The 13,191-nt window shown below is 62.8% G+C and carries 11 protein-coding genes; 4 read left to right on the top strand and 7 right to left on the bottom strand.

Features of this window, described 5'->3' with window-relative positions:
• Position 1: 1 nt before the first annotated feature.
• Positions 2-877 carry an LLM class F420-dependent oxidoreductase gene (locus tag VIZ63_RS14175; protein ID WP_331610312.1) on the bottom strand — a complete coding sequence of 292 codons (876 nt, stop codon included), beginning with the start codon at positions 875-877 and terminating at the stop codon, positions 2-4.
• 67 nt (positions 878-944) lie between these two features.
• Positions 945-1,715, bottom strand: coding sequence for an enoyl-CoA hydratase/isomerase family protein (locus tag VIZ63_RS14180; protein ID WP_331610313.1), 771 nt, complete (start codon positions 1,713-1,715; stop codon positions 945-947).
• Between the two features lie 160 nt (positions 1,716-1,875).
• On the opposite strand from VIZ63_RS14180, the gene VIZ63_RS14185 reads away from it, so the two are divergent.
• The 4 genes from VIZ63_RS14185 to VIZ63_RS14200 all read left to right on the top strand — a co-directional run bounded on the left by VIZ63_RS14185 (position 1,876) and on the right by VIZ63_RS14200 (position 4,408).
• Complete coding sequence (locus VIZ63_RS14185) at positions 1,876-2,349, top strand: hypothetical protein (protein ID WP_331610314.1); 474 nt, start codon at positions 1,876-1,878, stop codon at positions 2,347-2,349.
• A gap of 129 nt (positions 2,350-2,478) precedes the next feature.
• Positions 2,479-2,604, top strand: a complete 126-nt coding sequence (locus VIZ63_RS14190; protein WP_331610315.1) for a hypothetical protein — start codon at positions 2,479-2,481, stop codon at positions 2,602-2,604.
• A gap of 139 nt (positions 2,605-2,743) precedes the next feature.
• Positions 2,744-2,959, top strand: a complete 216-nt coding sequence (locus tag VIZ63_RS14195) for a general stress protein CsbD (RefSeq protein WP_331610316.1) — start codon at positions 2,744-2,746, stop codon at positions 2,957-2,959.
• Positions 2,960-4,018: 1,059 nt separating this feature from the next.
• Positions 4,019-4,408: a YciI family protein gene (locus VIZ63_RS14200; RefSeq protein ID WP_331610317.1), complete on the top strand. Its 390-nt coding sequence runs from the start codon at positions 4,019-4,021 to the stop codon at positions 4,406-4,408.
• Between the two features lie 59 nt (positions 4,409-4,467).
• Here VIZ63_RS14200 and VIZ63_RS14205 read toward each other — a convergent pair whose 3' ends face one another.
• From VIZ63_RS14205 to VIZ63_RS14225, 5 genes are all read right to left on the bottom strand, one after another.
• Entirely contained in the window at positions 4,468-6,000 is a 1,533-nt protein-coding gene (locus VIZ63_RS14205) for an amidase (protein ID WP_331610318.1), read from the bottom strand.
• 17 nt (positions 6,001-6,017) lie between these two features.
• A complete protein-coding gene (locus VIZ63_RS14210) occupies positions 6,018-7,580 on the bottom strand; it encodes an amidase (RefSeq protein WP_331610319.1) in 1,563 nt (520 codons plus the stop codon).
• A 7-nt stretch (positions 7,581-7,587) separates the two neighbouring features.
• Positions 7,588-9,150 carry an amidase gene (locus tag VIZ63_RS14215; RefSeq protein ID WP_331610320.1) on the bottom strand — a complete coding sequence of 521 codons (1,563 nt, stop codon included), beginning with the start codon at positions 9,148-9,150 and terminating at the stop codon, positions 7,588-7,590.
• Positions 9,147-10,805 carry an amidase family protein gene (locus tag VIZ63_RS14220; protein ID WP_331610321.1) on the bottom strand — a complete coding sequence of 553 codons (1,659 nt, stop codon included), beginning with the start codon at positions 10,803-10,805 and terminating at the stop codon, positions 9,147-9,149. Before VIZ63_RS14220 ends, VIZ63_RS14215 begins: the two co-directional genes overlap by 4 nt.
• Positions 10,806-10,940: 135 nt before the next feature.
• Complete coding sequence (locus VIZ63_RS14225; RefSeq protein ID WP_331610322.1) at positions 10,941-12,995, bottom strand: TonB-dependent receptor plug domain-containing protein; 2,055 nt, start codon at positions 12,993-12,995, stop codon at positions 10,941-10,943.
• Positions 12,996-13,191: the final 196 nt, after the last annotated feature.

Consider the following 13,191-nt stretch of genomic DNA (forward strand, 5'->3'; position numbering starts at 1 on the left):
CTTACAAGTCCGTCACCGCCGGAATGATTTCGCGACCGAACCGTTCCAGCGGAACGATCTCGTGCACATTCGGCATGTTGAATATCACGTGCTTCACGCCGACCGCCGCGAAGGCGCGACATTTCCCGATGATATCGTTCGCGCTCATTTTTCCCGGAGCGAGATGCACGGTATTCAGCACGGTGGTATCGATCGTGTTGAAATCACGACCCAACCGGTCGCAGTGCGCCTTGAGCACTGCCAGCTTCTGCTCGACCGCCGCAGGTTCGCCAAACAGATTGCAGGCATCGGCGTACTGCGCCACCAGTCGCAGCGTCTTTTTCTCGCCACCACCGCCAACCATGATCGGCGGATGCGGACGCGACAGTGGCTGCGGGCTGCACAGCGTCCGGGCCAGCTGGAAATGCTTGCCCTGGTACGGGCCATTGTTGTCCGACCACATCTGCTTCGCGATCTGCAGCGTTTCTTCCAGCCATTCGAATCGCACGCCGAGCGGTGGAAAGGGCGTACCGAGGCCGCGCGACTCTTCTTCATTCCACGCCGCTCCGACGCCGAACCAGGCACGACCGCCGGAGAGCACATCGAGAGTCGTCACGGTTTTGATAAGGATCCCGGGATGGCGATAAGTCACTCCGGTGACCAGCGTGCCCAGCTGGATGCGCTGTGTGACCGCCGCCATCGCCGCCAGTGCGGTGTATCCCTCCAGCATGTCGTGCTCCGGCGGACCCACGTACGTGATCTGGAAGAAGTGATCCATGACCCAGAGACTGTGAAAGCCGGAGTCGTCGGCGGTGCGGGCAATATTCGCAAGCGTGCGGCCGATCGCCGCGGCGCCGCCGGGCCATGTGAAATTTGGAACCTGCAGTCCGATTTTCATGGGGAGATCTCCTTGAGTCCGGCCAGTCGGATTCAGCTTGTGAAATTACGCCCACCCGAGCAGAAAATCAGCGGCCCTCGAATCGACCGGGGCGCCGCTCGGTCATGGCGCGAACTCCTTCGGCGAAGTCCGCAGTGTTCTGCAACTTGAGCTGCTCCCGATGCTCGTGCGCGAGTGCGGCGCGAATGTCATCGACGAGGCCCGCTCGCAGAGTGGCGCGCGTGGCCAGCAGGGAAAGTGGCGCGTTCTCAGCGACTTCACTGGCGAAAGCGAGCGCGGCCTCCAGCAGCCCGTCGCTCGATGCGAGACGATCCACGAGCCCCCAGGCTGCAACGTCTTCGGCCTTGTAACGAGCACCGGTGAGAAACATCTGGGTCGCCCGCTGGTGACCGATGACGCGCGGTAATGAATGCGTGAGGCCGAAGCCTGGATGGAAACCGAGCTTCACGAAATTGGCGGCAAAGCGCGCCTCGGCAGTGGCCACGCGAAAATCAGCCGCGAGCGCGAGTCCCAATCCGGCTCCCACGGCCGCACCCTGCACGGCCGCAACGATTGGTTTTCGGCTGGCGAAAATCCGCACTGCCTGCGCATAAAACTCCGCCAACGGATCGTCACCGACAGCGCCAAAGCCATTGGGAGAAATCAGATCCGCACCCGCGCAGAACGCCTTGCCGTCCGAAGCGAGCACCACTGCCCGTACCTGCGGATCTGCATCCGTGGTCTCGAGACAGTCGGCAATTTCGCGCAGCAGGCTCACGGTGGCGAAGTTCTGCGGCGGATTGCGGAAACGCAGCAGCCGGACGTGGCCGTGCGATTGCACGTCAACTCGTTCGTTCATGGACTCGTGTACTTGCAGGGATAGAAGGAAGTTTCAAGGGTAGCGGCCGCCACGGGAGCAATGCCAGAGCACTCGCCGCATCCGAAAAAAACCATGCAGGTTCTTCCTTGAAGAGCCCAATCCCGCCAGAATCCGCCAAGCCCGACAACAAGGATCCGCAATGAGTCGTCACAAGAACAGGAACCCGCGGCCAGTCGTTGCGATTGTCGCGAGCGCGGCGCTACTGATGAGCGTCGCAGCGTACGCGAATGAAGCATGTCTGCTGACACCCCAACAACTGCAGACGCTGACGGGTCGCACCTTCGCCGAGGGTCAGGCCAGCAGGAATCCGGGCGATGGCTCGCCGTTGTGTCACTACGCCGAACAGACGAACCCGCAGCGCAAGCTCACCATCGGCGTCAGCTCGACCAATGCAAAGCAGCAGTTCGACAGTCGCCTGCGCATGCTGCAGATGGGCGGCAAGTCGATCGAACTCGAGGGCGTGGGTGACAGAGCGTACTACAACGGCACGGCTGCCGGCGTCCTGGCTGGCAGCAAGCTCATCGCTATCAGCAATCTGCGGCGCGCCTCCGATCCGAAAATCGAATCGGACAAGGTGATTGCGGCACTGCGGGCAGCACTGCAGAAGCAGTGATCGTCGGAGCTGGACGCGTGAATTCGCTATCTCCGATCAGATCGGTCAAGCTGTAGCGCAAGAGATTGTCCATGCGCTCGGCGTGCCTATCCGCTGTCAGCGTATCTTCCAACGAAATCCGGGTACTCCATGGCAAAGCCACCGAACTACAAACAGGACAAGAAGCGCCGCGAAGAGGCCCAGAAGCGCAAGAATCAGGAAGAACAGCAGCGCAAAGCAGAGCGCAAGAGCAAGGATCCGTCCTTGCTGCAGTAGCGTCTTTTCCCTACTCCAGCGCTGCGCGAGCACCTACGCACGCCGCGAAAGGCCAGCCGGCCAGGGGCCTTTCGTGTACGCTGCGCCGCCCGGCCAGTTCCTGACGGTTCATCGTCGCTGTTGCCCCACGGAGACGACGATGGATTGGACGATCGCGGAAACCAATTGGCACCAGTTCAGAGGTCGGATCCGCGCAAGGTGGATCAAGTTCGACGAAGGCCAGCTCGACACCATTGCAGGCAAGCGCCCTGAGTTGCTGAAAAGCATTCAGACGACCTACGGCGTGACTCGCGCGGAAGCCGAAAAGGAAATTCGTGCGTTCGAGGCGCGCAACAAGGATTACCGTCCGAAGTAGCCCGACGTTGGCGGCCTGCCAACGCCTCTCGTTTCTCGCTGAGCGCAAGCGCTCAGGTGCCCAGGTTCCGAAACCGCACGGGCAGACTCTTCAGCCACGCAGAATGACCATGCTGTTGCTCAGTTCGAACTGATCCGGCACTGCGGGTTCCAGCGACTCCACGACATTCCCGATCTCTCTGCTCGCGCACTGCTCTCTTGTTGCGCGAGAGCCAGTAGTGAACGTCAGGGCCGAAGGCCTGCTGGTTGGCATTGCCCCGATCCATTCGAACCTGTCCGGCTCCGCAAAGCACTGTGCGTCGCGATTGCCCGATGCCCGGCAGTGGTCGTAATCACCCTGAGCTCGCGGTCCGTCAATCGCGGAGCCGACGAGTCATCGATGCGGGAGTGAACGAGTCCCGAACTGAGATCGACGCGGGACTGAAGATGCCGCTGCTCGATGGCTTCGCGGCGCTGCAGTTGCATGACATTCTGCGTCCCGGAAACCTGCTCACGAGTGGGTCCGGCTTCCACGTGGAATTCCCCTCGGGTCACAGCCGGACAATCTGGAGATGCAGCGCTCGACTGTGATCGGCAGGAAATCCCACGGGAAAGCCGAACCCACAGGGGCCGCGTTATCGGCCTGCTTTCTTGGTCCGCTTGGCCGCTCGCTTCTCTTCGAGCGTCTTGGCCGGCTTCTTTTTCTGCTCGCGTTTCTGATCCTGTCCCTTGCTCATGATGCTCTCCCGTGAAGTACCCGCCACGTGATGTACCACACGCGCCGCGAGGAAGGGAGCGAGAATCCATCAGGTCCGACCACCCATCGCCGCCGCGGAAGATACGTCGGCGTCGCGGCTGCCTTGAGTTCTCCAGCGACAGCGGCAACGGTTCGCCTTGCACCGAACTCGGGTTGCGGATATCGAACATGCCGCTCGCGGGCGGGGTTCGATCAGTGCGCCGGGAAGATCTGTCCCTGCCTCTGACTGGCCATCGGATTGTGATCAAATAATCCGGCCCTGCAGCCTCGTGGCGGTAATCTTGCGGGCCTGAGTTGACGCACCGCCCGACATGGGAGATCCGCATGACTGATTCGCCCCCTCCGAAAACACAGTATCTGCTGCTGTCGCGCGGCCAGTGGAATCCGGAAATCTCCAGGGCGCAGATCCAGACGGCCATCGACAGCTTCTATGCCTGGCACGAGCGGCTGGTGGCGGAGGGAAAATTTCTACCGGGTCATCGACTGAAGATCGAGGTGAAGCTCGTCTCGCAGCTGGGCATCACGGACGGACCGTTCACCGAATCCAAGGAGGTCATCGGCGGCTACTGGTTCATCCTGGCGGACAGTCTGGAGGAAGCGGCGAGGATCGCAGCGGACAATCCGTGTATCGCCTGCGGTCTGTCCTTTGAAATACGTGAACTCGAACCCGAACAGGCGTCTGCTTACCAGCTGAGCAATGAAACGCCGCGGTAGGCATTCGGTGCACGCAGGCAGCTGGACCTGCGGCCAGACCGAACTTGCTGCCTGCCGTATCAGATCGGCGGCGCGCGCCATCCACCCGAACGCGCTTCGATATAGCCAGCCACTGCCAGGCAGCGATCTTCGCGCCAGGGCGCGGCGACGACCTGCACGCCGAGCGGCAATGAGTTATTGGTCGTGCCGGCGCGCACGACGGCAACGGGCCATCCGGTGCAGTTGAAGGCGCCGAGCAGGTTTACCGAACCGCCGCCGTCGGCAGCGTTGTAGATCCGATCGATCGGGGTCGCCGCGTTCTTCGACGCCGGGCACAGCAACACATCGAACTGCTCCATCCACGTGAGCAGTTTCGTCTTGATCTGATCGGCCTCGTCCCAGACGCGCACGTAGTCGGCCGTCGACATCTGCGGCGTCGATGCGATCAGTTCGCCCATCTCGGAAGACAGGTTCTTTGTTCCCCACTTATCGGCGAGGCGCTTGTACCACTGCCAGCCATCGCCCATCGCAAGCTTGCTGCTGGTCGCATTGAGCGCCCTGAGCAATTCCGTCGGGAACGCTTCTGTGACCGTCGCCGCATCGCCGACCCAGCCCGCGACCTGCCGGATCATCTTCTGTGTATCTTCATCGGCCTTGAACGACTCGCCGCCGCCGGCGAAAAAGCCCACGCGCAGTTTCTTGTCGATCTGCACCTTGCGGTAATCGCTCCACGGCACCGGAATGCACGCGGCATCGCGGTAATCAGGGCCACTGATTAGCGGCGTGATGAGTGCGAGATCTTCGACCCGACGCGTGATCGGTCCGAGCTGCTGCCACAGATCGAGCACGCCGCCATAGTCGACGATGTGTCCGGTACGAGGCACACGTCCGGCGGTCGTCTTGAGACCGGCAACGCCGTTGACATGCGCCGGCAGCCGGATCGAGCCTCCCAGGTCCGAGCCGATGTCGAAGGCCGCGCCGCCGGCCGCCACGATGGCTGCTGCGCCGCCCGACGAGCCCGAGGTCGTGAGCGTGAGGTCGTAGGGATTATGCGACGAACCGTACAGCTTGTTGCTGGAGGTATTGATGCCACCGACACCGCCGAGCGTGAATTCCGGCGTATTCGTCTTGCCGAGCAGGATCGCACCCTCGCGCCTGAGGCGTGCGACGACCGTCGCATCGCGCGCAGGAACGTACTGCTGACGCCCGTACGTACCGCCGGTGGAAATCACACCTTCGGTATCGAACGAATCCTTGATCGTCATCGGCACGCCGTGCAGTGCCCCCGCGAAATCGCGTCGTGCTGCGCGTTTGTCGAGTTCGGCAGCTTCCTTGCGTGCGCGCGCGAACGAGCGCATCACGACAGCGTTCAGGCGATCGTTCACTTCCTCCGTTCGCTGGATGTAGGCGTTGACCGCTTCGACGGCGGAAACCTTGCGTGCCCGGATCAGTCCTGCGAGCTTCGTCGCGGACATGAACACGATCTGATCCGACGTGTCCGTGGATGCGGCGCTCGCACTTTTGGCAGCGACGGCAGAGGTGGCAAATCCGGCGAGGCCGCGCAACAGGGCGCGGCGTGGAAGAACCGTGGAAGGAATTGCGGTGGTACTCATGATGGTTCCTCTGGAGCTCAAGCCGGTAACTTCGGCGGCACGAAGCCGCCGCTGTGTTTCTCGATGTGGGCCAGTGCGGCAATGACGACGTCATCGCGCCACGGCTGACCGACGACCTGCACGCCGAGCGGCAGACCAGGGTCTTCTTTCGACGTGCCCGCGCGCACGACACCCGCGGGCCAGCCGTTCGTGTTGAAGCCAGCCATGTAATAAGGATTGGCGCGTCCCGGCTTGGAAGGCGGCGACGGCGGCGATTCATAGCCATGCGGATTCCCCGCGCGCGTGCTGACCGGACACACGATGACGTCGTAGTTTTCAAACCAGGCCAGCTGCGCACTGCGTGCCGCGTCGAGCAATTCGTATGCGCGCGTGAACTCGCCCGCGGGCTTGGGATCGCCCGGATACATGAGCCCCGGTCCCGCCTGCTTCGTGCCTGCCCGCGCGAGCAAGGTCTTCGTGAGATAGCCGTCTGACGCTGAACTGACGACACCGCGTGCGTAGCCGAGCTCGCCCATCATCGGCGGCATGTCTTCGGTCACCCTGCAGCCGGCGGCGGCGAAGTACTGTGCGCAGCGCTTCACCATCGCCTGGATTTCCTGCGTCGGATGGTTCTCGCCGTTGGTCGCGAAGAATGCGACCCTGAGTTTGCGCACGTTCACAGCCCACGGATCGCCGAACGGCACCGGCGCCAGCGCGCAGTCGCGATTGTCCGGTCCGCTGATGATCGGCATCAGCAACGCGAGGTCCTCGACCCGCCGCGCGAGTGGTCCGGTCTCCTGAAAGCTGTCGTACGCGCCGCCGTAACCGACGATGTGGCCGAAGCGTGAGGTGCGACCGAACGTGGGCTTCAGCCCCACGACACCGTTGATATGCGCGGGATAGCGAACCGAGCCGGCGATGTCGGAGCCGATGTCGAACGATGCGCCGCCGGACGCGACGTTGGCGCCCGAGCCGCCGGAGGACGCGCCGGGCTGGTAGCGAATGTCGTACGGATTGTTGGTCATGCCGTAGACGAGATTGAAGGTGCCGCGGCCGCCGCCACCGAGTGTGAACTCGGGCGTGTTGGTCTTGCCCAGCATGATCGCACCGGCCGCCCGTGCCCTTGCGACGACGGTCGCGTCATAGCCAGGCACGAAGTCCTTCCGACCGAGCGTGCCCGCCGTCGAGACGACGCCTTCGGTGTCGAACGAATCCTTGATCGTCATCGGCACACCGTGCAGCGCGCCCAGCTTGTCGCCGCGCGCGAGCGCCCCATCGGCGGTCTCGGCCTCGTACAACGCACGCTCGAAGCACGTCGCCACCACCGCGTTGATCTTCGGATGCCACGCTTCGATCTGCGCGATATGCAGCTTCACGGCTTCGGCGGCAGAGATCTGCCTGCTGCGAATCAAACCAGCGAGCTTCGTTGCCGACATGAACAACGGATCGTCCGACGCATCAGTCGATGCGCGATACGCGGGCTGCGGCACATCATCGGCGCGCAGCCGGGAGGACACCGCCAGGGCGGCGGCGGTATAGCCGACTCCCCGCAGGAATTCCCGACGCAGCGGCACTACCGGTGCGAGCGATTTTTTGTTCATAGGCCTTTCAGATCTTCGGCGGCTTGTAGCCGCCCGTTCGCGATTCGATGTAGGCGAGCGCCGCAATCACGACGTCGTCGCGCCACGGCTGTGCGACGACCTGCACGCCGAACGGCAGCTCAGGATGTGCCACCGACTCACCGACACGCACGACACCGGCGGGCCAGCCGTTCGTATTGAAGTTGCCCGTGAACGAGAGCGACTTGGCTGGACGTTCCATCTCGGCGCGAACCTTCGCCAGATCACCGTCGTCCACCGGCAGCGGCACGCCGCGCGAAGAGACGGCGCAAATGAACAGGTCGTAGTTCTCGACCCACGCCAGCTGCTCGCTCTTCAGAACATCCATTTCTTCGCAGGCGCGCGTGAAATCGGCGCATGGCGTGGGCTCACCGCCGAACCACAGGCCCGGCGCCGCCTGCTTCGTGCCATGTTTGGCGAGCTGACGCTGCATCCAGTCCGCACCCGGGCCGGCAGAGAAGGCCGAGCGTGCTGCGCCGAGTTCCTTCACCTTCGGCGGTGCATCGTCCTTCACAGAACAGCCCAGCTCCTCGAAATAGCCGACACACTTCTTGAGCGCGGCCTGCACTTCGGGCGTGCCGTCCTCGGGAATCGCATACGCGACGCGCAGCTTCGTGAGGTCGACCGCCGCGGGATCGCCGAACGGCACGGGTGCCATGGCGCAATCTCTGTTGTCCGGCCCACAGAGAATCGGCATCAGGAGCGCCAGATCCTCGACCCATCGCGTGAGCGGGCCCGTTTCCTGGAAGCTGTCGAACGGGCCGCCGTAGCCGATGATGTGGCCCGTGCGCGGTGAGCGTCCGTAAGTGGGCTTCAGCGTGACGATGCCATTCGAGGTCGCCGGAATGCGCATCGAGCCGCCGTAGTCGGAACCGATGTCGAAGGACGCACCGCCGGCCGCAACGTTGGCACCAGAGCCGCCTGACGATGCGCCAGGCTGGTAATTCGGATCGTAGGGATTGCGGGTGACCCCGTAGACGAGATTGATCGTGCCCTTCCAACCGCCACCCAGTGTGAACTCCGGAGTGTTCGTCTTGCCGAGCAGGATCGCGCCCGCCGCACGCGCACGCGCCACGACCGTTGCATCCTGCGCCGGCACGAAATTGCGGCGACCGAGCGTACCGCCCGTGGACACGACGCCCTGCGTATCGAAGGAATCCTTGATGGTCATCGGCACGCCATGCAACGGACCCATCGACTCACCACGGGCAAGCGCAGCGTCCGCCGTCGCGGCCTCCTCGAGCGCGCGCTCGAAGCACATCGCGACCACGGCGTTGATCTTCGGATTCACCGCCTCGATGCGCGCGATATGCGTCCTCACCGCTTCCGTCGCGGACAACTTCCGGTCGCGAATCAGCTTCGCGAGGCGCGCCGCGGACATGAAAATCGGATTGTCCGACGTATCCGGCGAGACGATGGCCGAGGCCCGGGCGGGATTCGCGCGCAGCAGCGACTGCGCCATCGCGATGCCGGCAGCACTGGCCGCCGTCGCGCGCAGGAACGCGCGTCGCGAACTCGAATGTGCGTCCACTCGGCGAATGGGGCGACTCATCGACGGTACTCGAACTGTTCGCCGCGCAGGCGCGGCGTGAACTTCGCCACAGGCCTGTGCTGCGTCGCCTGTTCGAATGCATAGCCGTAGGCAAGCAACTTCGGCTCACTGAATGCAGGGCCGACGAATGAAATCGAGATCGGCATGCCTGCGCTGCTCAACCCGGCCGGCACGACCAGATCGGGGAAGCCCGTGATGTTGCCGATACTCGTCAGACCGACGCCGATCGGATCATCCTCCGGACGTTCCGGCGGCTTCGGCGGCACCTCGACGCGCCCCTTGAAGGGCTCATCGATCTCGATCCTGTGCGGCGCCCACGGCCGCGTCGGATACACGATCGCGTCGAGCTTGTGCTGCTCGAACACGCCCATCACGCCGTCCTGGACCATCTTCACGCCGTGCTCACGCAGCGAGCGGTAGGCGAACGATTCCATCGGCGGGCCGCCGACGGAGCGGCCTTTCAACCATTCATACACGCGCGGATAGGCGCCGACGCCGTTCGTGGGTTCACGCACCGCAAGCCCTCGCTCCGCGAGTTCGGCCATCGTGCGCGGATACTTCGGCTCGAGCGACGTGAAGTAATCGGCGAAGTAGATCGAGTTCTCGGTTTCGCACACCTTGCTCATCACGTACTGACGGGAGCGGCTGACGACCTGCACCGGATATTTCACCGGATCGATGACCTCCGCGCCGAGCTTGCGCATCTCCGCAATGGCCTGATCGAGCACGCGATCGACGTCGGGATCCACGCCACTGCCGGAACGTGCGATGCCGATGCGCGCGCCACGCAGCGCATTCTTGTCCAGGCCCTGCGTGTAGTCGTTGAGCGTGAGACCGATGCCGGCCTGCGAATCGAGATCCTTCGGGTCGTACCCGGCCATGATTCCCAGCGAGGCGGCGACGTCATAGACACTGCGTCCCATCGGCCCGGCGTAGTCGAACGAATAGCACGTCGGAATGATGCCCTCGCGCGAGATGAGTCCGCGTGTGCCCTTCAGACCAACGAGACCACCCACCGAGCTGGGACTGCGCAGACTGCCGCCCGTATCGGTACCCAGCGCCAGCGGCGCAAACCACGCTGCAACGCATGCGCCGCTGCCGCCCGAAGAACCTGCCGGCGTGTAATCGGGATTGAGCGGATTACGCGTCTGTCCGCCAATCGAGCTGTAACCGGAACCCATGGTGGCGAAATCGTCGAGATTCACCTTGGCGAAAATGATCGCGCCCGCTTCTCGCAAGCGGCGCACGAGCGTGCCGTCGTCCGGAGTCATTGCGCCGGCAAGCACGAACGAGCCGCCGGTGGTCGGCATGTCGACGGTGTCGATGTTGTCCTTGAACACGACCGGAATGCCGTGGAGCGGCGACCGCGGCCCGCTCTTCGCACGCTCGAGATCGAGCGCACGCGCCTGCTCGAGCGCAGTCGGGCTCAGGCTGATCACGCAGTTGATCTTCGGCCCCTGCTTGTCGTACGCCTCGATGCGCGCGAGATACATCGAAATGAGCTTCTCGGATGTCAGCGCGCCCGCGTCGAACGCGGCGTTGATATCCGCAATGCTCGCAGTGGCCAGATCGAACTTCGCCGCCTGCGCGGAAGAAACACCGACGCACGCGGCGAGCGCGAGTCCGACCAGTTTCTGAGCTGTTTTTCCATTCATCATCATGCTTCGTTGCCTGAGGGTTGTCGTCGCGTTCGATCTCGATGCCGCTTGCGAGGCAAGCGCGGCGAGACGTATCGCGCAAACGTCCGCCCGCGGCATCGCGGGCGGGCCACGTCATCGTCACCGTGCTCGTCAATTGAGCTTCATGCTGACGCCGAAGATGCCGTAGACGCCGGGTTGCTCGTAGCCCATTTCCTCGACGATCTCGCGATCGAGGATATTCTCGATACGCGCGTGCAATTCGATGCGGTCGGTCACGTTGAAGCGACCGGAGAGATCGACGCGGACATAGCTCGGATTCTGCAGATCACCCGCCCAGCGCAGGCGCTCGTCAGAGTAGTAACTGTTGACGGTGACACCCCAGCGCTCCTGGGACAGGCGCACGCCGAGGTTGGCTTTGTTCGGCGCAATCTGCACGGTGTCGAGCCAGGCGCCGCCGTAAGGCTGGTTCTCGGAATCGGTATAGGTGTAGTTGCCGTAGAGTTCGATCGAATCGGTCAACGTGTATTTCGTCGCGAACTCCACGCCTCGCGAGCGCTGCATGGAGCCATTGTTGTACTGCGCGCCGTACACGTTTGCCGGATTGTTCGCCGTGTAATCGAAGAAGATCACGTCTTCGATCTCCGCGTCCCAGTACGCGGCGTCGAACGAGAGATCACCGAAGCTCTGCCGGATACCGACTTCCAGCGTCGTACCGCTTTCCGGCTGCAGGTTGATGTTGCCGTAGCTCGTACTGAAGAGCTGCGACATCGTCGGCGCCGCGTAACTCGTGCCGTAGTTTGCGTAGACCGTGGTGTTGCTGGCGGCGATGAACCAGGCCGCGCCGACGTTGCCCGTCACCTCGGCGCCCCAACTGTCGAAATCGTCGCGACGCACACCCGCCGCGAGCGTCAGGGCACGGTCGAAAAGACCCATATCGCCGTTCATGAACAACGAAGTCGTCGCCTGCGAGCCCGACAATGCGCCCCAGGTTCCCGCCTGCGAAGCCTCCTGCTCGAGGCGCTCGATGCCCGCGATCACATTGTAGTTGCCGCCTCGATACAGCCAGTCATACGTGTACTGCTTGTTCTTGTCCTCGTAGAACGCGTCGATATCGAAGCCGTCGTCGTAAATCGGCACCAGTTCGCCGCGCTGATACACCACGGGGTTGAAGAACGGATCGTAGTACGTGAAGTCGTTGTACGGGGCGGGATGGTAACCAAGCAGTCCGTCGTCGAGATCGATGTTCTCGTATTCCTTCGTCGTGTAGCCGACGCGCAGTGTATGACTCAGATTGTCCGTGACGTTGTGCTTGACGTACCCGCCGATGACGTACTGCTCAGTGAGACTGTCGTTGTGCGGATCGCGCGTCTGAAATGCCCAGTGCGAATCGTAGGTCTGGCAGCAGTAGGCCTCGTCGAGCTCCGCCGTCTGGAATTCCGAATCGGAATAAAACGCGCTGACGCCGGCCTCGAACACGCCGCCGACGATGTCGAGTTTCAACTGTCCGGTGACGTCTTCGTAGCCCTCGCCCGGCTTCACACCGCCGCTGTCGGTCCGTGCGCCGTTGAACGAATACCGGAACTCCCCGTCGCCTGCCTGGGTGTTGCCCCGAAACGAAGCGCTCGCCTTCTTCCACTCCAGTGAGCCGGCCTCGAAATCGATTCCCGCACCCGGCCGTGCACCGCTTTTCGTCGTTATCGCGATCACGCCCGCCGTGGAGTTTGCGCCGTACAGCGTCGCCTGCGGCCCGCGCAGGATTTCGATGTTCTCGATCGCGCTCACATCGAGCTGCCCGAACAGATTGCCGACATCGCCGGAGCCGCCGGAATTCACTTTGATGCCGTCGATGACGACGAGAATCGACTGTGATGGCAAACCGCGCATTTTCGGATACGTGAACTGACCGGGACCGCCGGCCTGTTTGAATTCGAGTCCAGGCTGCATGCGCAGCACTTCGGTGAGATCCGTGAACGCACCCTGCTGAAGCGTCGCTTCATCGATGATCGTCACGGAATTGGTGAGTTCGATGACGGCCTTGGGAATTCGCGAGGCGTTGACGATGATGTAGTCGAGCGTTTCGTTCGCGCCCGGAGCCGACGTTGCATCGCTCGCTTGCGATTCGACGGCGATGAGTGTGGAAAGTGCCGCCAGCACAGCAACGGTGCTGCGCCGACGCCCGAGGCAACATGATGGTGCGGTTTGCATTTGTTTTTCCTTCAGCCCTGCCAGGTAGGAATCGTTCTTGGCGGACGCGATTTTTTTGCGTCCGTTATTAGGAAAGACGCAGCAGTGCTGCGTCTTTGTCAGCAGGTGAAATGAAAGAAAGTACGACTGAGGTGAATTGATTTCATCTCATGCGCGGCATCGTGATCGATGCAGTTGTCGGCGCAACGAATGGCCG

The organism is Povalibacter sp. (assembly GCF_036520495.1).
Lineage (GTDB): Bacteria > Pseudomonadota > Gammaproteobacteria > Steroidobacterales > Steroidobacteraceae > Steroidobacter.